The organism is Metabacillus sp. GQ13 (genome assembly GCF_059758525.1).
Genome location: NZ_JCAXET010000010.1, coordinates 35004 through 58501 on the forward strand (window position 1 = coordinate 35004; position 23498 = coordinate 58501).

At 35.5% G+C, this 23498-nt stretch carries 24 protein-coding genes; 1 reads left to right on the forward strand and 23 read right to left on the reverse strand.

The genetic code is table 11. The features are described from left to right. Window positions 1-233: 233 nt before the first annotated feature. From AC6CHR_RS13600 to fliS (AC6CHR_RS13660), 13 genes are all read right to left on the reverse strand, one after another. Window positions 234-1691, reverse strand: a complete 1458-nt coding sequence (locus AC6CHR_RS13600; protein WP_498249467.1) for a S41 family peptidase — start codon at window positions 1689-1691, stop codon at window positions 234-236. A 238-nt stretch (window positions 1692-1929) separates the two neighbouring features. After that, window positions 1930-3309 (reverse strand): murein hydrolase activator EnvC family protein, encoded by a 1380-nt coding sequence (locus AC6CHR_RS13605; RefSeq protein ID WP_498249468.1) that lies wholly within the window; start codon window positions 3307-3309, stop codon window positions 1930-1932. Window positions 3310-3411: 102 nt separating this feature from the next. Continuing rightward, window positions 3412-4302, reverse strand: a complete 891-nt coding sequence (gene ftsX, locus AC6CHR_RS13610; RefSeq protein ID WP_498249469.1) for a permease-like cell division protein FtsX — start codon at window positions 4300-4302, stop codon at window positions 3412-3414. Further along, window positions 4295-4981: a cell division ATP-binding protein FtsE gene (gene ftsE / locus AC6CHR_RS13615; RefSeq protein WP_498249470.1), complete on the reverse strand. Its 687-nt coding sequence runs from the start codon at window positions 4979-4981 to the stop codon at window positions 4295-4297. Before ftsE ends, ftsX begins: the two co-directional genes overlap by 8 nt. 523 nt (window positions 4982-5504) lie before the next feature. Continuing rightward, on the reverse strand, window positions 5505-5825 hold the full coding sequence (gene cccB / locus AC6CHR_RS13620; RefSeq protein WP_498249471.1) for a cytochrome c551: 321 nt from the start codon (window positions 5823-5825) through the stop codon (window positions 5505-5507). A gap of 60 nt (window positions 5826-5885) precedes the next feature. Beyond that, window positions 5886-6746: a YitT family protein gene (locus AC6CHR_RS13625; RefSeq protein WP_498249473.1), complete on the reverse strand. Its 861-nt coding sequence runs from the start codon at window positions 6744-6746 to the stop codon at window positions 5886-5888. A 407-nt stretch (window positions 6747-7153) separates the two neighbouring features. Continuing rightward, window positions 7154-8258 (reverse strand): peptide chain release factor 2 gene (prfB, locus tag AC6CHR_RS13630; RefSeq protein WP_498249475.1). Its coding sequence is split into 2 segments (ribosomal slippage): window positions 7154-8185 and window positions 8187-8258, totalling 1104 coding nucleotides; the frame shifts between segments, so codons are not numbered across the junction. A 525-nt stretch (window positions 8259-8783) separates the two neighbouring features. Then, on the reverse strand, window positions 8784-11297 hold the full coding sequence (gene secA / locus AC6CHR_RS13635) for a preprotein translocase subunit SecA (RefSeq protein WP_498249476.1): 2514 nt from the start codon (window positions 11295-11297) through the stop codon (window positions 8784-8786). A 312-nt stretch (window positions 11298-11609) separates the two neighbouring features. Further along, a complete protein-coding gene (locus AC6CHR_RS13640) occupies window positions 11610-12233 on the reverse strand; it encodes a hypothetical protein (RefSeq protein ID WP_498249477.1) in 624 nt (207 codons plus the stop codon). A gap of 202 nt (window positions 12234-12435) precedes the next feature. Continuing rightward, window positions 12436-12993 (reverse strand): ribosome hibernation-promoting factor, HPF/YfiA family, encoded by a 558-nt coding sequence (gene hpf / locus AC6CHR_RS13645; protein ID WP_498249478.1) that lies wholly within the window; start codon window positions 12991-12993, stop codon window positions 12436-12438. A 338-nt stretch (window positions 12994-13331) separates the two neighbouring features. After that, the gene (locus tag AC6CHR_RS13650; RefSeq protein ID WP_498249479.1) at window positions 13332-13718 is read right to left on the reverse strand and encodes a DUF8042 domain-containing protein; all 387 of its coding nucleotides are present in this window, start codon (window positions 13716-13718) and stop codon (window positions 13332-13334) included. 91 nt (window positions 13719-13809) lie between these two features. After that, window positions 13810-14181 carry a flagellar export chaperone FliS gene (gene fliS / locus AC6CHR_RS13655; RefSeq protein ID WP_498249480.1) on the reverse strand — a complete coding sequence of 124 codons (372 nt, stop codon included), beginning with the start codon at window positions 14179-14181 and terminating at the stop codon, window positions 13810-13812. A gap of 81 nt (window positions 14182-14262) precedes the next feature. Beyond that, entirely contained in the window at window positions 14263-14628 is a 366-nt protein-coding gene (fliS, locus tag AC6CHR_RS13660; RefSeq protein ID WP_498249481.1) for a flagellar export chaperone FliS, read from the reverse strand. A gap of 184 nt (window positions 14629-14812) precedes the next feature. On the opposite strand from fliS (AC6CHR_RS13660), the gene AC6CHR_RS13665 reads away from it, so the two are divergent. Beyond that, entirely contained in the window at window positions 14813-15601 is a 789-nt protein-coding gene (locus AC6CHR_RS13665) for a flagellin (RefSeq protein WP_498249676.1), read from the forward strand. Window positions 15602-15689: 88 nt separating this feature from the next. Here AC6CHR_RS13665 and AC6CHR_RS13670 read toward each other — a convergent pair whose 3' ends face one another. The 10 genes from AC6CHR_RS13670 to AC6CHR_RS13715 all read right to left on the reverse strand — a co-directional run bounded on the left by AC6CHR_RS13670 (window position 15690) and on the right by AC6CHR_RS13715 (window position 23467). After that, a complete protein-coding gene (locus AC6CHR_RS13670; protein WP_498249482.1) occupies window positions 15690-16550 on the reverse strand; it encodes a reverse transcriptase domain-containing protein in 861 nt (286 codons plus the stop codon). Beyond that, complete coding sequence (locus AC6CHR_RS13675) at window positions 16483-16713, reverse strand: reverse transcriptase domain-containing protein (RefSeq protein ID WP_498249483.1); 231 nt, start codon at window positions 16711-16713, stop codon at window positions 16483-16485. The genes AC6CHR_RS13670 and AC6CHR_RS13675 overlap by 68 nt, the downstream gene beginning before the upstream one ends. A gap of 15 nt (window positions 16714-16728) precedes the next feature. Further along, window positions 16729-16959 (reverse strand): hypothetical protein, encoded by a 231-nt coding sequence (locus AC6CHR_RS13680; protein ID WP_498249485.1) that lies wholly within the window; start codon window positions 16957-16959, stop codon window positions 16729-16731. Window positions 16960-17523: 564 nt separating this feature from the next. Further along, window positions 17524-17874 (reverse strand): flagellar protein FliT, encoded by a 351-nt coding sequence (fliT, locus tag AC6CHR_RS13685; RefSeq protein ID WP_498249486.1) that lies wholly within the window; start codon window positions 17872-17874, stop codon window positions 17524-17526. Beyond that, window positions 17874-18275 carry a flagellar export chaperone FliS gene (gene fliS / locus AC6CHR_RS13690; RefSeq protein WP_498249487.1) on the reverse strand — a complete coding sequence of 134 codons (402 nt, stop codon included), beginning with the start codon at window positions 18273-18275 and terminating at the stop codon, window positions 17874-17876. Before fliS (AC6CHR_RS13690) ends, fliT begins: the two co-directional genes overlap by 1 nt. A gap of 33 nt (window positions 18276-18308) precedes the next feature. Next, complete coding sequence (locus AC6CHR_RS13695; protein WP_498249488.1) at window positions 18309-19832, reverse strand: flagellar hook-associated protein 2; 1524 nt, start codon at window positions 19830-19832, stop codon at window positions 18309-18311. A gap of 11 nt (window positions 19833-19843) precedes the next feature. Further along, window positions 19844-20200: a flagellar protein FlaG gene (gene flaG / locus AC6CHR_RS13700; protein ID WP_498249489.1), complete on the reverse strand. Its 357-nt coding sequence runs from the start codon at window positions 20198-20200 to the stop codon at window positions 19844-19846. Between the two features lie 191 nt (window positions 20201-20391). Beyond that, the gene (locus AC6CHR_RS13705; RefSeq protein ID WP_498249490.1) at window positions 20392-20559 is read right to left on the reverse strand and encodes a hypothetical protein; all 168 of its coding nucleotides are present in this window, start codon (window positions 20557-20559) and stop codon (window positions 20392-20394) included. Between the two features lie 672 nt (window positions 20560-21231). Then, window positions 21232-23142 carry a glycosyltransferase gene (locus AC6CHR_RS13710; protein WP_498249491.1) on the reverse strand — a complete coding sequence of 637 codons (1911 nt, stop codon included), beginning with the start codon at window positions 23140-23142 and terminating at the stop codon, window positions 21232-21234. Beyond that, a complete protein-coding gene (locus AC6CHR_RS13715) occupies window positions 23135-23467 on the reverse strand; it encodes a DUF8042 domain-containing protein (protein WP_498249492.1) in 333 nt (110 codons plus the stop codon). The genes AC6CHR_RS13710 and AC6CHR_RS13715 overlap by 8 nt, the downstream gene beginning before the upstream one ends. Window positions 23468-23498 lie beyond the last annotated feature (31 nt).

Sequence of the window (23498 nt, forward strand, 5' to 3'; positions counted from 1 at the left end):
TCCGATTTTTCTGTTAGTATCTATGTTCAAAGTAGCCGTTTCATACCATCATCACTTCAACTATTTGATTTTTCAGAATAACTTTATGGACAATATATCTATATATTAATACTATTTCGTTTCTATTAACCATTTTTCGTCTCAATTATTTCTCGAATTTGAAAAAGAGGAAATATGACTTAGAAATAAGAGATTAAAAAAGGACCGACAAATTTGTCAGTCCTTTATGATTCTCAATCAAACAATGCCTTAATACCCATTTTCAATTGCTTGTCATTTTCTTCCTTTTCTTTTAGATCGGTCATTTTTTCATTAAGTGTATCTGCTGTTTGAAGATCAATTTTTCCATTTACAGGGAGTTTGTTTTCTTGTTGGAACGTTTTAACGGCTATTTCTGTTTCCTTGTTAAAATAACCATCTTCTCTGCCAGGTTTATAACCAAGTCCCTTTAAGATAACTTGGGCTGTTTTTACTTGTTCATTATTCATGTCAGGCACTAGACTTTTTTCAAGTTGAATTGGACTTGTTTGGAATACTACTGGCTGCTCGACTGTTACTGTTGGCTCAACACCTTTTTTATGAATCCAATTTCCTTCAGGTGTTAACCATTTATATAGTGTTAATTTAATGTTACTGCCATCCCCCATTGGGACAGCCTGTTGTACCGTTCCTTTTCCAAATGAGGTGACACCAACAATATCATAGTCTGAGGCTTCCTTTAACGCCCCAGCAAGAATCTCCGAAGCAGAAGCACTGCCTTTATCTATTAATACTGTTACAGGATAATCTTTTTTCTTAGTAAGTTTTGAAAAGTAACGCTTTTTGTCACCATTTCTCTCTTCAATTTGAATGTAAGGGTGATCTTTCGTGACAAATTGCTTAAGTATTTCTTCAACACTTTGCAAATAACCACCAGGGTTTCCACGTACATCTAATACAAGCCCTTGAATTTGGTCTTTTTCTAATTTCTTTAGCGTATTTGCAAAATCTTCGGCCGTATTCTCTGAAAAAGAGGTAATTTGAATGTATCCTACCTTTTTATCTTTGTATTCCTTAGTAGACCCAATGACTGTTTCAAGCGGGATTTCATCACGTACGACATCAAAGGTTAGCTTCTCTCTTGAATTTGATCTGACAACCTCGATTGCTACCTTTGTTCCCTTTTTGCCACGAATCTTTAGGACAGTTTCATGGAGGTCGAGACCTTCAACATTTTTGCCATCGATTCCAACGATTTGATCATTCGGTTGCAGACCAGCCTTTTCTGCCGGTGATCCCTTGAATGGAGCAATGATTGTAACCTTACCACTTTTCACTCCTACCTCGGCACCTATGCCTTCAAACGAGGAATCTAATGCCTGTGAAAACTGCTTTGCTGTTTCTTTATCCATGTAAACCGAATATGGATCATCTAATGTAGAAAGCATCCCTTGAATAGCCCCTTCAAGTAGCTCCTCTTCATCAACATCCTCAACATAACGAGTAGAAATTAACTCGAGTGCTTGCTTAAACTTTTCAAAGCCTGCAATATCAGATGCCTCATCCTCTACATTAAAGACGCTACCATTAGCTGGGATTGCTTCAGCTTCAACCTTCTTATCCTGTTCTAATAAATCAATACCAACATACATGCCACCCGCACCAACTACGATCCCTAATGCAATAAACAAAGCTGTTATTCTTTGATTCATCCTATACCTCCTATATAAATGTCGCTAAGTTTATGTAATCATTTAGACTTTTTTTATTATATGTCATGCTTGTACAAATCATGTAAGGCATTACAAAAAGTTGGAATAAGTCATTACATTGCGCTAAAAGGTGTTTGTATTTTGGATGTCAAAGTGGTGGAATTTGATATACAAGAATTAAAACCGACAAAAAGCCCCTTAAACGTAACGTTTAAAGGGCTTTTTTCAAGGGTATATTTTAAGGTAAGTAGCTTCTTGGGTCAACAGTATTTGCCGATCCATTCCAAGGTCCCTTGTGAATTTCAAAGTGCAAATGTTGGCCAGTTGAATGTCCAGTATTACCCATAATGCCTATTTGTTGTCCTTTAGACACTGCTTGACCTGCACTAACATGACGCGTTTCCATATGTGCATAAAGGGTTGTGTATACTTGTCCATTAATATTGTGGGAAATGTATACAACATTACCATAGCTGCTAGAGTGATGTGATCTGATGACCGTTCCACCTGCTGAGGCAACAATCGGAACATCTGAGCTATTGGCAATATCAATTCCTCCATGTAATTTACGGGCTCCTGTTATAGGATGAATACGATAACCATATCCAGACGTATAACTACCTGATGCTGGCCACATAAAGCTACCGCCTGTTACTGATGGCTTTTGTGATGAAGCATTGCTAGCGTTTGAACTTGAACTTGTGCTTGATTTCGAGCTAGTAGTAGCTTTTGACTTCGAACTTGATGAAGTTGCTGCTTGACTGTTTGCCTTTTCAGCTGCTGCCTGAGCTGCTGCTTGCTTTTTCGCTTCTTCAGCTGCTTCACGTGCTGCGGCTTCAGCTGCTTCTTTTTGTCGCTTTTCTTCTAATTCGATCGCTTTTTTCTGCTCTGCTAAGAATTCTGCTTCATTCTCTAGGACATGTACCTCTTCAATTGCTTCGTCATGTTGAGCCATTACTTGTTCCATAATAACTTTCTTTTTGTTCTTTTGAACATCTAATTGTTCTTTCAATACTTCTAATTCTGTTAGGGAGTCTTCTAAATTTTGTAGCTGACTATTTAGATCTTGTTCGGCTTTCTCTAACAGCTTTTTATCAGCTTCATGGGCTTGAAGAATATCACGATCTGCTTCGACAATTGTTGTAACGGCATTTATACGACCGACAAAGTCACCAAAGTCTTGAGCACCAAGAAGCACATCCATATAGCTAATCATGCCTCCACTTTCCTGGAGTGAACGCGCACGGTCTTCTAATAATAGGCTACGCTCTTCAATTCTCGCCCTTACTGTCTCAATTTCTGCTTTTAATTCTTCAATATTATTCTTTATGTCTTCGATACTAGCTTCTTTTTCTCTAATCTTGCCATTTGTATCAGCAACTTGATTATCTAACGTTTTAATTTCATTATCTAGCTTTGCCTCTTCTGCCTCAAGCTTGGAAATTTCACTTTCCTTTTTATCTATATTAGTAGTAACATCTGATTGTTTGCTTTCGATTTCTTGTTTCTTTTCATCCAACGTTGCAGCGTGGACAGGATTGTTAAACGGTACCAATAACCCGCTTGTCCCAATGATTGTCGCTAAGCCGAACGTTAATACTTTATTGTTGCATTTCATCATGTATCCTCCCTCGCGTTATGTACCGAATGGACCTAAGCCACTCGATCTAACTTGATGCTAATCTCTTATTAAATATCGTAAACTAGCAATATTGCTAGTTTACACCTTAAGGAATTTACGGACAGACATTAAGCTTCCCCATACACCGATTAACGCACCGATAAGTAATAGAAGCGCTGATACTTGATAAACAAACGGACTGAATGGTAAGAATTCTACAAAGGAACCTTGTAATTTAGGCAATGCCCATTTATACAATGTTTGATATCCTGTTACAATCAATATAATTGGAACAGTTGCGCCTAAAACTCCCAATAATAATCCTTCAAGGAAAAATGGCCAGCGAATAAATCCATTTGTAGCTCCTACTAGTTTCATAATCTCAATTTCATGTCTTCTTGCAAAAATGGTAATTTTAATTGTATTAGAGATTAAAAACATAGCAGTAAAGACAAGACCAATAATTAAAGCTATTCCAATGTTTCTAGCAATGGAAATGACTTCGAATAATTTTTCGACTTCTTCTTGCCCATATTTAACTTTTGCAGCATTATCTAGCTTTTCAATTTTAGCAGCTATCTGATCTGTATCTTGTGGATTCTTTGCTTTAACAACAAATACATCATTTAGTGGATTGTTTTGTTCAAACAATTCAAAGGACTTACCTTCTTCTCCTAAGCTTTCAACTAAGTTAGTTAATTCTTTATCCTTAGGGGAGAATACAACTGTATCGACCTGTTTGATCTTTTCTATATCACTTTTAAGTTTAGCTTGTGCATCTTCTTTTGCTGTTACGTCGACATGTACTCTGATTTCTACATCATTTTCAAGATTATCGGCAACATGATTCAAGTTCATCATAATAACTAAAAATGTACCAACTAAAATTAAAGTTACGGTTACCGCACTCACAGATGCAAATGTCATCCATGCATTTCTCGCTAAGCTTTTCACACTTTCACGTAAATGACGTCCAAGGGCATTAATCATATATTCCGTACTCCCCTCTCGCCTGATCTCGCACTATCTTTCCATCCTCGACTGCGATGACACGCTTTTTCAATGTGTTTACAATTTCCTTGTTATGTGTTGCCATAACGATCGTTGTGCCACGATTATTTATCTCTTCAAACAGGTGCATGATTTCCCATGAGGTATCAGGATCTAAGTTACCTGTCGGCTCATCCGCGATCATAACTGCAGGGTTATTTACAATAGAACGTGCAATAGAAACACGTTGCTGTTCCCCACCGGATAATTCATTAGGAAAAAATCGTGCTTTATGTTTAAGCTGAACCAAATCTAAAACGTCTAGTACTCTCTTTTTAATTGTGTTGCGATTTTCACCAATTACTTCTAATGCAAAAGCGACATTCTCAAAAACTGTTAACTTCGGTAAAAGCTTAAAATCTTGGAACACAACACCAATGCTGCGTCGTAACATAGGAACCTTAGATTCCTTTAGCTTTGATAAATCGACACCATTAATGATAATTTTTCCGCTTGATGGTTTCTCTTCACGGTACATCATTTTAATAAACGTAGACTTACCTGCACCACTCGGTCCAACTACATAGACAAACTCACCTGACTGTATCTTTATATCAAGCCCATTAATGGCTAAAACGCCATTTGGGTATGTTTTATATACTTCATTCATTTCGATCATAGAAACCCACCTAATAGTTGTTTTTTGCTTTCTCTATAGAATGTTGCGAACTGTCTTCAAAGAAAGTGACAAAGTAATATTGCCAATAGAGACATATTTCTTGAGAAATTAGTCGGTTGTTGTCGCATATTGTCGACTAAACAGACACAATAACTCCTTGTCTTGTAAACTACAAATCTCATTATACCATCATTTTTCGGCAAAAATAGACTAAATTTATATTACATTTATATTTCAAAGCATTGAACAGGAGCAAAACCTTGATACAATTGACGTCATCTGTCGAACTTGGTATAAAGTAACAAAATCATTGCAGAATTTGTAAGCGCTTATATCTATTAAAATTTTAGAACTTTTTGACTAAAATTGCAAGAAAAAATAAAAAAAGGGTGACCTTTGACATGGCCAACCTTGATTTTTTACGGTATTAATTGCTTATTTGAGTTTTTACTGTTTAGTTTTTTAACTATTTTTTGTCATAGAGTGTTGCGAATTGGAGAAATTAAGACTTCTTCCAATGAAATTATTTTTTCTCAGCTAACCAACTTGCCACAACCTCAGCGTCTGCCTCTTCTAGAAGTCCTCCAGGCATGCCACCCTGTCCATTAATGATAATGTTCTTGATTTCATCTTTATCGTATTTTGATCCAACTTCTGTCAAGTTAGGACCTGCTGAGCCCTCAAGATTTTCTCCATGACAGCCAATACAGTTTCCTTGAACGATTTGTTCGGCTTCTCCACCTGATGTTTCACCTGTAGACTCTTCTTTTGGTTCATCAGCACCACCGCAAGCTCCTAAAATAACTGAAGTTCCAAGTAACAATCCTAGTAATTTAATTTTCAATTGTATATCCTCCTTTAAAGGTTGTTTTCACTAAATAATTCCATTGATATTATAACCTAACTAAGCCCGTTTGAAACCCTCACCGAGTACCTCTGAAGCATCAGTAACCGTAACAAAAGCATGTGGGTCAATACTTCGCACCAGTTGTTTCAACTTTGTGAATTCAGTCTGATCGACCACACACATCAGAATCGGTCTTTCATTATTGGTAAAACCACCATGTGCAGCTAAACGAGTAACCCCCCTATCAATATCATGAAGGATTGCATCCTGAATTTCGATCTGTTTATTGGTAATGATCATCGCCATTTTAGAACGTCCCCACCCAATCTGGACGATATCGATCGTTTTACTTGTGACGTACAAACCGACAAGGGCATATAACCCCTGTTCAAGATTAAAAACAATCGCGGCAGCTAACACAATCAGTCCATCGATTAATGCTATACAAGTACCAAGCGATAGTCCAGTAAACTTATGGAATATTTGAGCAGCTAGATCAGTCCCACCTGTTGAAGCCTTCCCTCTAAACACCAAACCAAGCCCTAAACCTATTGAGATCCCTCCAAATAATGAACCTAGTAACGGATCCAATGTTGCCGGCTCCCAATTTCTTGTTAGATAGACAACAAGCGGAACAAAAATCGTTCCTATTAACGTTTTAAAACCAAATTGCTTTCCTAAGAATATAACACCGGCAATAAATAACGGGATGTTTAATGCCCATTGCACATAAGCAGGTTCAAATCCAACGGTTGCATCTAAGATTGTACTAATACCACTGACTCCACCAGAGGCAACCCGGTTTGGTAATAAAAATAGATTAAATCCGATCGCTACCAATGCAGAACCAAGTAAAATGTAGATGTATTCAAGAGACTTTTCAAGTTTAGGATTATAAATATGATTTCTTTTTTTCATCTGAATGCGATACTCCTCTGCTGTCAATTTCATCGTTTATGTTCAAGATGCCAAGACTCGAGTATAGCACTCAGCCTTTTGTCTGTGAATAACAGCAAAATAACGTGGTAATGGGGTAAAGAGCTTTTGTAGTCAGTTGGTTGTTAGTGTTTGCTAATTGGTATCGAGTCATACAGATTGTATATAGCTGACTTATTGTCTTGAATTCGTTCTGTATTGTCCATCTCTACTATATTATTGTTGGAACTTCCCTTTTCATTGTCCGATTACGTTTATTTATCAGCTGAAACCAACGAGATATCGACCAAGTGACAAAAACGCAGTGTGCACGCCACTTTTTACTGAAAATCCAATAAAAAAGCAACCCTACACAGAGCTACTGCTCATGTAATAAGGTTGCTTTCGTCTTATGATGACAACTTCGAACGGAGGTAGGCATCAATAAATGGATCTAACTCGCCATCCATGACTGCATGAACGTTACCGATCTCTGTGTTCGTACGGTGGTCCTTAACCATTGAGTATGGGTGGAAAACGTAGGAACGGATTTGACTACCCCAGCCGATTTCCTTCTGCTCGCCACGAATTTCTGCAAGTTCTGCTTCCTTCTCTTCAATTCGTAGTTGATAGAGTTTTGCTTTCAGCATCTTCATTGCATGCTCACGGTTTTTGATTTGTGAACGCTCTGTTTGACAGGTCACAACCGAATTGGTCGGTAAGTGAGTAATACGGACAGCTGAATCTGTCGTATTAATATGCTGTCCACCTGCTCCACTAGCGCGGTACGTATCAACTTTTAAATCCTCGGTACGGATTTCGATATCGACCTCATCATTAAATTCCGGCATAATCTCGCAAGAAACAAATGATGTATGTCGGCGGCCTGATGAATCGAATGGAGAGATCCGAACTAGACGATGAACGCCTTTTTCCGCTTTTAAATAACCATACGCGTTATGCCCTTTAATAAGCAGTGTGACACTTTTGATTCCAGCCTCGTCACCTGGTAAATAATCAAGTGTCTCGACCTTAAAGCCTCGTTTCTCTGCCCAACGTGTGTACATACGAAGAAGCATAGAACCCCAGTCTTGAGATTCCGTTCCACCTGCACCTGGATGAAGCTCAAGAATCGCATTATTTCTGTCATGCTGTTCACTTAAAAGAAGCTGGAGCTCAAAATCATTCAGCTGACTAACTAACTCCATAATTTCTGTTTCTAACTCACCTTGTAATTCTGCATCTTCTTCTTCTTTAACAAGTTCATAGGTTAATTGCAGATTCTCATAGGACTCATGGAGCTCATGGAATTGATCAACCATTTCTTTTAATGCATTTGTTTCATTGATCACAGATTGTGCAGCATTTTGACTATCCCAGAATCCTGGTGCAGTCATTTGACCTTCAAGCTGTTCGATGCGAGCTTCCTTTATATCGAGGTCAAAGAGACCCCCTAAAGTCCGCTAAACGTTTAGCTGTATTTTCAAGCTCATGACGAATTTCTACTAGTTCCATTACAGTCACCTCAGGGTTAATTTGTGTTTTGGGTTGTATTTTTGGTGAATTGTATTTATTTATAAAAGTGTTTAAAAGAAAGGGTCAGACCCCTCTATCTTAATATAGAGCTTACAGCTTACTTTAGATGAAAGCTCATATATTGGTGTTGGTGGAGAGGTCAGATCCAAGGTCAAAACCAAAGGGTCAGACCCCTCTATCTCAATATAGGGGCTTACTTTAAGTAAAAGCACATATATTAGTGTTTGTTGGAGGGGTCAGACCCTTTTTAGTCAACCTCATTTGCGATTTTTTAATCAGTCTTAGAAAGAGAGGTGGTAAGCACCTTTCTCCTTTTAAGACGAATTCTTAAATTTTGTTATCCATTAAGACAAGTCCTAAGGTTTTACGTAAAAAGCATATAGTCAAGTAGGCTCTTTTCGTTGAATACTATGTCTCTTTTTTGAAAATAGCTACAATTAATACGATAGAAATCCAAAGACCGATTTTTATAAAAGTGGAACAAAGAATTTTCAGAAAAGAGCTTTATTGTCCACAGCAGTTTTTAAATTTTTTGCCGCTGCCGCAGAAGCATGCTTCGTTGCGTCCGATTTCTACGACTTTACGAGATGGTTTTTTCTTTGGCTTTTCATCGCCTTCTTTAGGATGAGAAGCAGTTGTTTGGCCTTTGATTACTTCTTCACGCTCAAGGTTGTTGCGAATTTGTGCTTTCATAATGTACTTAGCAGCATCCTCTTCGATCGACGCAATCATTTCCTCAAACATTGCAAAGCCTTCCATTTGGTATTCACGTAATGGATCATTTTGACCGTATGCACGTAGATGGATACCTTGACGAAGTTGATCCATAGCATCGATGTGATCCATCCATTTCGAATCAACAGCACGAAGCAGGATAACCTTTTCGAACTCACGCATTTGTTCTTCGCCGAAGTCCACTTCTTTTGCATCATAGTACTCAATTGCTTTTTTGTTAATCAACTCGGCCATTTCTTCAGGTTCTTTACCACGAAGCGCCTTGGCATCAAGGTCATTTTCTTGAAGAATGTTCGCATTCATATAATCAACAATGCCGTCTAAGTTCCATTCTTCCTCAACTTCTTCCTTCGGCGTATAGGTAGCAACGACACGGTCAATGGTTGATGCAAGCATTTTTTCAACGATTGATCGAAGGTTTTCTGAGTCTAGAACTTCAAAGCGTTGTTTATAAATTACCTCACGTTGCTGACGTAAAACATCGTCATATTGTAGAAGCTGCTTACGGGCATCGAAGTTATTTCCTTCAACACGCTTTTGCGCAGATTCAACAGCACGAGAAACAATTTTACTTTGAATTGGTTGGGTATCATCCATACCTAGACGATCCATCATATTCATCATATTCTCTGAACCGAAGCGGCGCATTAATTCATCTTCCATTGATAAGTAAAATTGTGTTGCACCGGGATCCCCTTGACGTCCTGAACGTCCACGGAGCTGATTATCAATACGGCGTGATTCATGACGTTCAGTACCAATAACGGCCAAACCGCCACGTTCAATGACACCTTCGCCTAACTTGATATCTGTCCCACGTCCAGCCATATTTGTTGCAATCGTTACTGAACCTTGATGACCAGCTGTTTCAATAATTTCTGCTTCCTTCTCATGATTTTTCGCATTCAACACATGATGTGGAACACCTTTTTTCTTGAGAAGCTGAGAAATTAATTCAGACGTTTCAACCGCAACCGTACCAACTAGAACTGGTTGGCCTAGATCATAGCGCTGTGAAACATCCTCAACAACCGCACGGAATTTCCCTTCCATTGAACGATAAACTAAATCAGCTTTATCATCACGAGCAATCGGCTGGTTTGTTGGAATCGCAATGACCTGCATGTTATAAATATTGCGGAATTCTTCTTCCTCTGTTTTAGCTGTACCCGTCATACCGGAAAGCTTTTTATACATACGGAAGTAGTTTTGGAATGTAATCGTTGCAAGGGTCATACTTTCGTTTTGAATTTCTAACCCTTCTTTTGCTTCAATCGCTTGATGAAGTCCATCACTGTAGCGACGACCTTTCATAAGACGACCAGTGAATGAGTCAACGATGACAACCTGTTCTTCCTCAACAACATAATCAACATCATTATGCATCACAAATTGTGCTTTTAAAGCTTGGTTGATGTGATGATTTAAGGCAACATGCGTAATATCATAAAGGTTATCAATTCCAAAGGCCTTTTCAGCCTTCGTAATTCCATCCTCTGTAAGCTGAACAGCTTTTGTTTTGACATCATAAGTAAAATCATCTTCTTGCTTTAATTGACGGACAAAACCATTCGCTTGCATATAAAGTTTTGTCGATTTTGCAGCTTGTCCAGAAATGATTAGTGGTGTTCTTGCTTCATCGACTAAGATCGAGTCAACTTCATCAATAACGGCAAAGTTCAGTGGACGCTGAACCATTTGCTCGCGGTAAAGCACCATGTTGTCACGTAAGTAGTCAAATCCAAGCTCATTGTTCGTTGAATAAGTGACATCGGCAGCATACGCTTCACGCTTTTCATCTTTATTCATCGAGTTCAAATTCAGACCAACTGTTAAACCTAAGAAATCATATAACTGACCCATTTCTTGTGCGTCACGACTTGCTAAATACTCATTGACTGTCACAACATGGACGCCTTTACCTGAAAGCGCATTTAAATAAACAGGCATTGTTGAAGTTAATGTTTTCCCTTCACCTGTTTTCATCTCAGAAATATTCCCCTCATGCAAGGAGACACCACCCATTAATTGTACCTTGTACGGGTGTAAACCTAATACACGCTTCGCTGCTTCACGAACAACAGCAAAAGCTTCTATTAAAAGATCGTCAAGCGTTTCACCTTTTGCAACACGACCTTTAAATTCTTCTGTTTTAGCCTTAAGTTCTTCATCTGATAAACCGTTCATTTTACTGTTTAATGCTTCGATTTGATCAGCCATCTTTTCATAACGATTTAACGCACGTTTGTTAAAATCAAATACCTTATTTAAAATTCCAAGCATTCATAGCGCTCCTCTTTGTATAGAGTGAAATTTTCTATTAATTATCGAATGTTTTACTATAAACTATCCTTTATTTTAGCACTATTTAATGCAAGGTACAACAGGAGCAGGCTCTTGGTCTATTTAAATGAAAGCTACATTAAATAGTAAGTCACACAATTATGTATTTCATATGGTTATTCATTTCCTATATTTTACTTTTTAATAGTTAGAATAGCAATGAGGAAGTTACTATTCTAAATGGCTTCATACCCAAAATATGGTGGATAGCAATAAAATGCAATTGCTGAGTTGCACCTAATGAACATCCACTCAAAAGGAGTTCCCATCCTCTAGACCGATCGACGTTTCTCCAGTAGGTGATTCAAATTTAGTAGACTTTAAAAGTAAATTTTCAAAAGAAGAACCACTTAACTCTAAAAAAGTATCTTTCTTAAAAAGGCTGATTTCATTTATAAGACCTTCTTGGGGTTCGAATGTTAAAAGGTAATGTTCATCATATAAAAAATAAGTGTCTGTTGTATACAAAAGGGAATCATCCGGATATTTCTCTAATAGGTTATCGATCGCATCGTTATTCATAATCCCTGCTTTCGTTTCGATAGAAGGGTCCTTTGATAGTAAACCGATTGCTTTGCCTTCCTTCATGATAAAAAAGTTCGATCCATAGCTTAATTCCTCTATTTTGATGCCACCTGACACTTCTCCTAATAGAGTCTTTGTATCTGGTTCACCGAGTGCTTGAATGATTGTCGTTAAATCTGCTCCAATTGAAATACCTCTAATTTGGAATTCAGCTTTCAACGGAGATTTTTTTGTTACATCTTCAATCGACTGAACACTTTGCACGTCAATCTCAGAAATATAGGCTGTGTTCTGGTTACAAGCTGAAAGAAGACTGGTTAGCAGTATGATTAAATAGGTTCTTTTTACCATGTTGTCACCTCTTCAAAATAGGATAAATTAACTATTAATTTTTATATCGGTTAATTTAGTTAGATTTTGAGAGCTAATCATAGGAATTAGGAGAAAAAAGTGGTTGTGCCCAAATTTTAGTGAAGAAGCAATGGATGTGGATTTAATAATGAAGAAAAAACGATAAAAAACAGCGTCTATTAATAGACGCTGTTCACTTTGTTTATACGTGAGGCTCGATTAAGCCGTATTTTCCATCTTTACGTTTATAGACGACACTTGTATTATTTGATTTAGAATCGGTAAACACGAAGAAGTTATGTCCTAACATGTCCATTTGAAGAATAGCTTCTTCACTGTCCATTGGTTTTAAATTAAATCGCTTGGTACGGACAACCTCTTGTGGGTCTTCCTCTTCTTCTAATGAATTGCCATTGGCTTCTAATAGATTACTAAACACAAACTTAGGTGCACCTTGCTCACGTAGTTTGCGATTGACTTTTGTTTTATGCTTACGAATTTGACGCTCTAATTTATTGACAACAAGATCGATTGCAGCATACATATCTTGATTATGCTCTTCGGCACGTAACACCAGGTCTGTCATTGGAATCGTTACTTCAATTTTAGAATCCTGGTCACTATAATATTTCAAATTAACATTTACATTTGCATCAACTGACTCTTCAAAGTATCGCTCAAGCTTACCAATTTTCTTTTCTGCATATTCTCTAATTGCTGGAGTTATTTCAAGGTTTTCCCCTCTAACATTGTATCTCATGATTGAACTCCTCCTTTTGATAAAGCTATGTATACTTAATTCTACATTTCCCTACTTGTCTCCTGCTTAAACTTTAAAATAATTGTGAAAAAATTGTGATTATTTGTAGAAGATTGTTTTATTGGGGATTGTAGGTTAAGTGTATTAATATATGCGCGGGGTTTGGGGAGTATGAAAAAATAATATAATCAATGTGTGTTATGCAACAAGCTTTTGTTTCTTCCTTGTTCCCTCACTATCTATTTCTCCAAACGTTGTGGAAAACTATCTCGTTCCGAATACATCATTAGCGTCGCACCTTTAGAATGAAAATAAAAACTCGCCAAATTTTGACGAGTCTAATTAATAATATAAGGTTGGATATAGCGCTCGATAGATTGCTTCCACAACCTAAAAGTAGGTGATAATTGGCCTTTAATGAATGTTTCAAATTGATAGGAATTTGTGATCGTCAATTCCAGCCCCTCTAAAACGGTAATAACAACATCAAACTTCTTGATTTCAAGCATGAGGTTTTCACTATCATCTAAGCTTCTAAGCAGAACTTGGTTGGTGGAATCAATTTGATAGAGAGCAGTATGAATGTCTTTCATAATTTTATCACTTTCACTAAGCTTCAAATCACTAAAGCTTTCGATGACATAATCAATTCCATCTTCTACATATTCTAATAGATGATAATAGAAGTCGAGCAATTGGAATTGATCAAAGGTTATCGTTTTCATTTTCTTCGCCTACTTCTTTTAGTCATATTTCATTCCATCTGTATTTACAATTTCATAAGTAATGTCTTTTTAAATTTGATTTTTAACTTTTTCAAACACAGCTATTATTTGTTTGCTTCCATGTGTCGTGAAACTCTTCAACATATTCTTCTACTTCCTTCAATATCGATCTATCATTTTTAATATTTCCTTCTAATAAACGATGAATGATGTATTCGTACATTACCTCCATGTTTCGGGAAATTTCTAAATCCATATTTAAATTGATCCTTAACTCATTGATAATCATTTGTGCTTTTTGTATGTCCTTATTCTTCTCTTCCATATTTGATTCCTTAATTGCTATGGATGCTAACTTTACAACCTTTATAAATCTGCTGTATAGCAGAAGTGTAACTTCACCTGGTGATGTTGTCGTCACTGAATTTTGTTGATATGCTGCATACCGTTTATTTAAAGCCAATTATTACACTCCTTTTTCCATTACAATACATAATTTCAGGAATACTTATGAATCCTCTTTTTCCTTCCTCTTATTAACTTTTCAGTTCTTCAACACTTCTTTCCAAGCATCACTTATTTCTAGAAGAAAGAGTTCGATTTCATTTAAAATGAAAACCTCACTTTTTATATTTGTCTCAATTAGACGACGGCTTAAATAATCAAGAACCATCATAAATTTCTTTCCTCCCTCAATTGAACCATTAGTCATCGGAATGACTTCTATTATGAGCTGCTGTGCTCGTTGAATTTGTAAATTTTGTTCTGCTATATCTTTAGCGTTCACTGCTTGTTTTCCACTTTTTATCGCCTTTATAGCTTCATCTAATAACCATATAATCAACTTTTCAGGAGGAGAGGTCATCAAACTGATTTGTCTATATATTTCCTCTGGTTTATTTACATTCATTTACATGATCCCCTTTTGAAAAGTCCTTCTACTAATTAATCTGCTTTATTAAATTTACCGTTATATAGGTAATATCGACAATTATTAGTAATATTTCACTAATTACTTGAAAACGATATTATTTATGTTAGGAAGATTTGTATTGAAATGAGGTGATAATATTAAAATTCATAATCAATCGGCTATTGCCTTTTCAGTTAACCGTTATCAGCGTAATGAAACAAGGATTGAAAAAACAATTGATAAGTTAGCATCTGGTTTAGATATTAGACGCGCCAGTGACAACGCTTCTGGATTGGCTGTTTCTGAAACGATGCAAGCACAGATAAGAGGATTATCACAGGCACATCGTAATATGCAGGATGGACTTTCCGTTTTATCTGCGGCTAATGAAGGATTAAATAATGTGAATGACCTTCTTCAAAGGGCTCGTGAACTGTCCGTCATGAATGCTAGTGACACATTAACAGACACTGACCGCCAATCAAGCCAACTAGAACTAGAACAATTAATGGAAGGAATCAATGATACAGCAAACAAACTTGAATTCAACACAAAGAAAATTCTTGGAGAGAACTCCCCACTAGTTTTGATGGTAGGTGCAAATCCTGGGCAACAATTAACATTAGACCTAATGGATACAAGCACATCAGCATTAAAATTGGATCAAGTAAACCTGCTCACCACAGAGAAAGCTTCCGAATTAATCACTAAGTTAGATAATGCAATTATGAAGACAACTGGTAGTTTGACACAGGTTGGTTCGTATTACAAAGTCCTTGAACTCCATATGAAAAATAATCTTGTAAAAGAGAATAATATAACTTCTTCTAGATCAAGGTTAGCTAACACAAATATGGCAAAAGAAATGATTCAGTTCGTAAATATTGAAATACGCCAGAAAGGTGACAAATTACTCGTATCAAACATAAATCAAAATACTGCTGATATATTAAAAATTATTTCTAATTAATACTCAATCGAGTAGAGGGAAAATAATGTGTTTATTCTCGCCCCTCTCACAACACCGTACGTACGGATCTCGTATACGGCGTTTCAATTTATATTACAGTGTGAACTTTTAGATAATGTTCTAAAGCAGAGGGGAGTCCCCTCTGCTTTAGTCTTTTATTTGAGATTGCTCTTTGGACTACTTTCGATAGTCCTATGAAGCGATAACCTTTTCGACAGAACGTTAATCCTTTGGCTTCTTCCTTCGGAATTCCTAGGTGAATTAGCGATTTGATTCGCTTCTTCGATACCTTCCATTGTTTCCAGATGATTACCCTAATTCTGGAGCGAAGCTTCTTATCTATTCGAATCATCACTTCTTTCATATTTGCGACCCTAAAGTAATTTACCCAACCGAATATTACTTGTCTCAGCTTCAATATACGGAAGTCTAGCGGAACACCCCAGTTTCGTTTAGTCAGTTTTCGAAGTTTTCTCTGAAACTTCTGAATCGAATTTAAGTGAGGTTTTACTTTGAATTTCTGGTTTTTAGTATTGTAATAATACCCAAACCCTAAGAATTTTAATTCTTTTTGGTGAGAGATTTTGCTCTTCTCCACGTTAACTATCAATCCTAATTTGTCTTCTATAAGTCTCACGATTGACTTCATCACTCTGTTCGCTGCTTTCTCGCTCTTCACAAAGATGAGAGAGTCGTCGGCGTATCTCACAAATCGCAACCCTCTATTTTCTAGTTCCTTATCAAGTTCATTTAACATAATATTACTTAATAGTGGACTGCGGTTGCCTCCTTGCGGAGTCCCAACTGGTGTTTCTTCATATTTCCCATTCACCAAAACTCCACTGACTAGGTATTTTCTGATTAGCGAGATGACATCTCCGTCATTTATTGTGTTGGAAATAATTCGCTTGAGTTTGATGAACTGTATCGAAGAATCTTTCAAGGTCAATGTCGACTACCCAGTCGTGCCCATCATTCAAAAATTCCAAACTTTGTATTATAGCCATCTCACAACTTCTCTTTGGTCTAAAACCGTAACTAAATTCACTGAACTTTTCTTCAAATATCGGACTGAGAACTTGATGAATGGCTTGTTGAACTACTCTATCCACTACTGTTGGTATTCCCTATTTGCGCATCTTTCCATTTTCTTTTGGGATCTCCACTCTTAAGGCAGCATGTGGTTGGTATTTTCTTGTTCTGATGCGCTGACGAAGCTCATCCTTATTCTCTTTTAGATATTGTTTTAATTCATCGACAGTTACTCCATCTACCCCACTTGCACCTTTATTTTTATAGACACGTAAGTAGGCCTCATTCATATTTTGATTACTTAGAATCTGTTCTAAAAGTTCCACACTCGTTTCTCCTTCCCTCTCACGTAGTAAGTGATAGCTCCATTTTGGTTATCCTTTGAGATACGCCCATACTTTCACCATTAACACATTCGGAGTACGTCACTTACGCATTCGTGGTGTTGAAACACTATAAATTGTTCAGCCCTTCATGAAATATTTCACTACTATGGCTTCTGCTGACTTCTTGCGACTAACCTTTTTCGACTGTACCACTGTACATCCGCAAGACCGCCCAGGGTAAGACACTACCTTTCCTCTTTTACTCGCCTGATTTACTCCATAAAGTTACGCACATCTTTTGGACTTTGACTTGTCTTGGAGTCTCATCCCTTTATAAAGCCTTAGTATCAGATTTCTGTACGTCGAGCCAAGATTTTATTCCACGCTTCCTCTAGCCCCTATCTCACGATAAGTACCTTGCGCTTCCTTAGTGGTTGGTCGATGTGTACCCCCACAGTGGACTTTCACCACCTAGATAGTTGCCATGCCTGGCACACAAGCAAAAGAGCCTTTTCTAATCGAAGAGGCTCCTTTCATTTTAGATGTTAATTCCTACACAGGAATCTATTTTCGTTTATCATAATACATTCCATCAGTTGCTGTATTTCTATAAGGATTAATATAGTTATTCGTTGAAACTGTCGTTTTCTTCAGTTGTTTAATATCTAGTTGTATTTGCTTCTTAATTTCGGTAAAGCCTGATGTGATTTGCTCATTCCAAAGCGAGATTTGTTTACCTAATAACATCTCGTCTGGAGTAAAAGGTGGTTTCATTTCACTAATAAAAACTTCACGTTGTTCTAATAATTGCGTGAGATTGTTAATAACATCCTCACGCTCTTCCTTATTAATCTTCTTATTTGACATGTCAATAATTTCCTTTGTCAAGTCGTATACTTGATTAACTACACTCACTATGCTTGTCCGCCTTGACCATATTGCTTTTGACGGGCTGTTTGAATAACTTGTTTCCACGTATCACGAAACTCTGTAACATGTCCTTCTACTTCTGTTAAGATATCCTTATCGTTTTTTGTATTAGCTTCAATAAGTCTATGATTCAAATACTCGTACATTATTATCATATTCTTTGAGATTTCTTGGTCCATATCTAAGGTTAACATCAATTCTGTAATGATTTTTTGTGCTTTAATTAAGTTTGTATTTTTTTCTTCAATGTTAGACTGTTCCAATGCCTTGTTAGCTTGTCTAATAAATTTCAGGCATCCATTATAAAGCATCAATGTTAGTTCCCCTGGAGAAGCTGTGCTGACTGAGTTTTGTTGGTACGCTTGATAAGGATTGTTGAGCGCCATTTACTTTTCACCTCTATTATATATATTCATTATTTACATTGAGAATTGTTGCATAAGATATGATGATTGTTCGTTTGAGCGTTGAATTGCCTTTTCCATAGCTGTAAACTGTCTCCAGTAACGGTCTTCAATTTGCTTCAACCGGTCTTCAAAACGTTCAATTGAATCTTCCACATTGTTTATATTTTTCCCAATTGAAAATTGATTATTTACTTGTAAAGAGTTTCCAGCCTTTTCTTCAATGTTGGTCACTGTGTTTTCAATTGTTGCACGGAGCCTTTTTGCTATTCCTTTCGTCTCATCTGTTTCACCATCGGCATTAAACAACTGAAAAATAGCTGAAGGATCTTCTTGTATTTTTTTTCTCAGTTCGTCTTCATCAATCGTAAGTTTTCCATTATCTAAATAATTAGAAGTAGTCGTTATTCCAATATCCGATAACTGTTTAAATCCTGTCATGTTCGTGGAGTTATTAACTGGTGTATAAAAGTTGATTCTCATACTATTCAATCCATTGGAAAGAATAGAATCGTTTTTTAATAAACCACTTTTCGCCTTTGCTTCCCAAAGTTCGATGGCATTTTCTTCCATATCCTTCTTTTGTTCCTCTGACAACGGTTGGTAATCACGGTAGCGTGTCTCCGACAGCTTTTCACTTATTGTTTTTATCACTTCATTGTATTTATCTACAAATTCCACAATTGAATCCATTATACTTTCTACATCTGTTGAAGAAGATATCGTAACTGAACCTGAAGTAGTTGTTACACCTTTTGCTGTGTATTCAACACCATTAATTGTAAAAGAATTAGAGGTCTTTTCCATTTGATAACCATTAACTTTTACAACAGCATTTGCACCTGCTTTATCGCCAGTTAAAGTAATATTATCTGTACCAAAAGAGAACCCAAAGTCTTCCATAAACGTTTTTGTACTAGTTAGAGACGTTGCGTCACTTGTATCCAACTCAATCTTTCCACCTGCACCAGTGTTTTTGCTTGTAAAAACTATCGTCTCAGTATATGTGTTATCTGTTTCATTGTAAATTTTTTCTTTCATAGCCGTAACACCAAGACCTGATGAATTAATTTTAGAAATTACTTTGTCTATTGTATCTGTATCGGTTATTGATAATTTTACATCTCTTGTAGTTGAGGTTCCAGGATCTGTCACTTTAAATTTAAGTTCTGTATTTTGTGCAGTGAAAGCTACAGCACCGCTTGTCTTCCAAGTTTGTGAACTAGCCAATGATACAACATCAATCGTTGAAGTTACATTCGTTTGAGCATTAATAGCCTTTGCTGATACCAATCCCTCATTTGAACTAGTTACTGTTTTTTGTAGGAAAGTTGATTCCCTACCAATACTATCTTTGTTCGTAAAAAGCATATCATCTAGTTCTGATAGGAGCTTATTCATATCACGGTAATTATCACGTTGCCATTCAAGAGTCTGTTTCTTTTGTGTAAATTTATCCAATGGAATCCGCTCAGCCTTCATTAAATCACTAACTAATGTATCTATATCCATACCACTTGCTAATCCACCTATACGCATTGTTTCTCCTCCTAAATCTTTTCATCTACAATAAATCCAAGAAATTCAGCCATAGATGAATAAATATCTAGTAATTTTTTTGAAGGGATTTCACGGACGACCTCATTCGTTTCATTATCCACAATCGTTACATAATATTCATTCAACTTATCATGAAATTCAAATTTAATGTGTGTGTATGAAGCTTGAAGAAAGTCATTCATACTATTAACAATAGATTCTACTTCTTCTTTCTTTGGGTTTCGCTCTTGCTCATTACTATCTTTAATTTGTTCCACGTTTGTAGAAATTGTTTCTCTATTTTCAGTCGTTTTAGTTGATTCTATGTTGCGAGAAGTTAAAGGTGATGAAATTGATTCAACAGACATTTATAGACACTCCCCTACCATTCACTTATATATAGGTTATATCGGTAAAATAGAATATAGTTTAATAGTTTTTAATATTATTAAATTGGATTATATATAAAATTTAAGTATTATATATATAGAAAAAACTCTAATCATGGCTATGTATCTTTAGCCATTGATTAGAGTTATGCGACTTTTTTTAGGACGAGTTAAGAAGTTGTAGTACTTTCTATGATAGCTGGATAGCTTGTGCAGTTTGAGAAAGAATTGAGTTTTTTTTTATTCATCATTTCTTTTGCTATATCTTTATCTCGAATTCGGGATTTAGAAGCGGTTATATTTTCTGCACTATTTACACTTACCGATAAAGCATACAATAATCTTATTTTTCATTGCCCCGAAACGAGAACGTTTACCTGAAACTGTCGTTATCACAATTGATATGTCAAGAAAATTGACGCAGATTTCTACCACGCTTTCGCTTGGTGGCCTTCATAGAAAAGTTCAAATTAGGAATTTAAACTTTTTTATGAAGGTGAAATCAAGCTGTGGATTTTCCGTACATTCGTCGGGAGCGGTCTTCATGTATGAGTTCATACTTTACTGAGGGCTTTTCGCGAAGTAGTGCATCTCCATTTTAAAGATTTCATTTTCCTCCTTAAGATCGGGCATTTCTTTTTGAAGTGCTCTTAATTCAGCTTCTGGCATAAGAGAATGATTGAACAATTTTTCCTCATATCTAAGCTTAATATGAATATTCCAACATTCCCTTAATTTTTAGAATGTTATCAATCATAGTATTTATAATATGCAGCTTAAAGGTTTCTGCGACATCTATCTTACTTCTTATTATATTTAATAATTCAAAAATCATTATTTTCCTCTTTACATTTTCTTCAGAAATCATATAATTCTCTTCTCCTTTATTAAGGACGTCAGGAGTATATTAAATTCACATGACATAATAGGTAAAATATCAAAACAAAAGATCTATAAATTTTAAATTAAACAAATTCATTTTTTTATTAAGATGAGAGGATATATTTCTGTTAATATTCAGACAATATTTCTGATACATACGATTTAAACAAACTTGATAAATATGGATATTCAATAGCAGCCTCTAACACAATTTTATTATAATTTCGTATGTCACCTTTTTGAAGTCTATCATTTGCTAGGTATATTAATGCAAAAAACTTTTCCTCTTTATTCACAAAAGTATTATAAGTCAACCGAATTCTCTCTTTGTTATACATATATTTAATATATTCTAATCCCTTTTCAATATATAAATTGAAGATATCATTTATTTTATTTAAATTTTGTTTATTCTCATCTTCTTCAACTATAGTTAGAAGCAGAACATTTGCTATCGCTATATATACCCTATTACCTTGAAAATCATTAAATTTAAATTCATTTCGTAAACTCTCTAAAAAGTACTCCTTTTTATCTTCCTTATCGATCAATACCTTAACAATCTTCTTAACTGTAAAACTGTCTAATGTCTTAAAAAATCTATTTAATAACTTACCTTCTAATATTAAATTTACAAATTCTATTATAACTTCATCAGTAAAATCAATTAGATTATAGTGATTTATAAAATCTATTAATAAATTACTTCGTTCTTCAGCAATACGAATACTATTTAATAAACCGTAAGCATCCACATTAGTGGAAAATATAGATTCTACTTGTTTCTTTTCATCTTCTTTAAGATCCTTTTTATATTTTTCAAAAATGTTCACAAATGAAAGTTGATCTTTTCCATCTATACTATGGTATAAATTAAATATAATCTCAAATTCTCTGTTAATACATAATAACTGAATAAGTAATTTAAACCTAAGCATATTATTCTCAAATGTATTCAACCATCTTTGGTATTCATCTAATTTAAAACCCAGTGTTTTATCTTTATATAAAATATTGACGAGTCGTTCCAATGTACTTTGGAATGAATTTTCATCTAACGCATACATCTCAACAGCAGTAAAAGTGGATAAGTTCAACTCTCCGTTATTATATTTTTCATAGTAATGTAGGTACTGTTCTAAATATTCTTTACCTTTTTCATAATTTTCTAATGATAAATATGAATGACCCATGTAATAATATAAATCTACATAATTTTCGTTATAATATAGACCTTCCTTACAAACCTCAATAACCTGTTCATATTTTTTTGCATTTAAGGATATACGTGCATATTCACCAAATACATAGTATTTATGGACAATTAATTTTTCATCTTGTTCTTTCATCGATTGATATGCTTTTGTGATTTCTTCTAAAGCATCAACATAGTCACCATGCATCATGTACGAACGAGCTAACTGAAAACGGTAATATATACGTTCAGGATCTTTTTCAAGTTCTTTCTTTAACATTCCTGCTGTTCGTTTGAATTTCTTCTCCATCAAATCCTTGTTTTCATTATCATACCCATAATGCATCAACCATATATCTGCAATCAATATTGGATGCTTAAAAATTGGTTGATTATGAATGGTTCCTCTATATTGAAACGTTCCATCATTCCGAAACAATCGTTCTTGAACATGATAAACGTATTTATTCGTTTTTAATGATAATAAATTTTTCTCTCTAATTCTAACGGTGTTAAAGCGATTCAGCTTTGGATTCATTATTAACGAGATAAGCTCATGCGGTGATTCAAGTTCCTCATCTGCATCAATTATAAAAATCCAATCACCTGTAGCAAAAGAAATAGAAACATTTCTCATGTCAGAAAAATTACCGTTCCATTGATGGAAATAAACCTTTTCTGTATACTCTTTTGCAATCTCAATAGTACAATCAGTTGAGCCTGTGTCTACAATGATAAGTTCAACATAATCTTGAAGTAATAATGGTTTTAAACTGTCTAAACACCTTCTTAAATTCTCTGCCTCATCCTTGACAATCATACAAACACTTAATATTTTAGTCATTTGTAACCATCTCATCCCAATAGGAAAGTAAAGGTTTTATTTCAAATTGTAAAAAGTCACAAACAAATAAATAGTCACCTTCCTCAACCTTATCAAGAAGCATATCAGCTTTTTCATTAAACAAGTCTATATCAAAATCAATTATCTTTTTTTGAGACAATAGAATAATAGTCTCTGTTAATATAGAGAGATCCTCAAGCCAGAATTTTAAACGTTCAGATTCTTCTTCATTTTCTAAATCAATACAGATATAACCAATTCGAGAAACTAAATTCTGTAATAAATCTTTTAGTGAAGTTTTCAGTTCAATTAACTTTGTATCCATATTATCCCCTTCTTAAAAAAGACCAGCTAAT

What these genes read in the sequence shown, in the direction of transcription:
- AC6CHR_RS13600 (WP_498249467.1), bottom strand. Translation starts at nt 1,691, where the DNA reads ATGAATCAAAGAATAACAGCTTTGTTTATTGCATTAGGGATCGTAGTT.
- AC6CHR_RS13605 (WP_498249468.1), bottom strand. Translation starts at nt 3,309, where the DNA reads ATGAAATGCAACAATAAAGTATTAACGTTCGGCTTAGCGACAATCATT.
- ftsX (WP_498249469.1), bottom strand. Translation starts at nt 4,302, where the DNA reads ATGATTAATGCCCTTGGACGTCATTTACGTGAAAGTGTGAAAAGCTTA.
- ftsE (WP_498249470.1), bottom strand. Translation starts at nt 4,981, where the DNA reads ATGATCGAAATGAATGAAGTATATAAAACATACCCAAATGGCGTTTTA.
- AC6CHR_RS13625 (WP_498249473.1), bottom strand. Translation starts at nt 6,746, where the DNA reads ATGAAAAAAAGAAATCATATTTATAATCCTAAACTTGAAAAGTCTCTT.
- secA (WP_498249476.1), bottom strand. Translation starts at nt 11,297, where the DNA reads ATGCTTGGAATTTTAAATAAGGTATTTGATTTTAACAAACGTGCGTTA.
- AC6CHR_RS13640 (WP_498249477.1), bottom strand. Translation starts at nt 12,233, where the DNA reads ATGGTAAAAAGAACCTATTTAATCATACTGCTAACCAGTCTTCTTTCA.
- hpf (WP_498249478.1), bottom strand. Translation starts at nt 12,993, where the DNA reads ATGAGATACAATGTTAGAGGGGAAAACCTTGAAATAACTCCAGCAATT.
- AC6CHR_RS13650 (WP_498249479.1), bottom strand. Translation starts at nt 13,718, where the DNA reads ATGAAAACGATAACCTTTGATCAATTCCAATTGCTCGACTTCTATTAT.
- fliS (WP_498249481.1), bottom strand. Translation starts at nt 14,628, where the DNA reads ATGAATGTAAATAAACCAGAGGAAATATATAGACAAATCAGTTTGATG.
- fliS (WP_498249487.1), bottom strand. Translation starts at nt 18,275, where the DNA reads ATGGCGCTCAACAATCCTTATCAAGCGTACCAACAAAACTCAGTCAGC.
- AC6CHR_RS13695 (WP_498249488.1), bottom strand. Translation starts at nt 19,832, where the DNA reads ATGCGTATAGGTGGATTAGCAAGTGGTATGGATATAGATACATTAGTT.
- flaG (WP_498249489.1), bottom strand. Translation starts at nt 20,200, where the DNA reads ATGTCTGTTGAATCAATTTCATCACCTTTAACTTCTCGCAACATAGAA.
- AC6CHR_RS13710 (WP_498249491.1), bottom strand. Translation starts at nt 23,142, where the DNA reads ATGACTAAAATATTAAGTGTTTGTATGATTGTCAAGGATGAGGCAGAG.
- AC6CHR_RS13715 (WP_498249492.1), bottom strand. Translation starts at nt 23,467, where the DNA reads ATGGATACAAAGTTAATTGAACTGAAAACTTCACTAAAAGATTTATTA.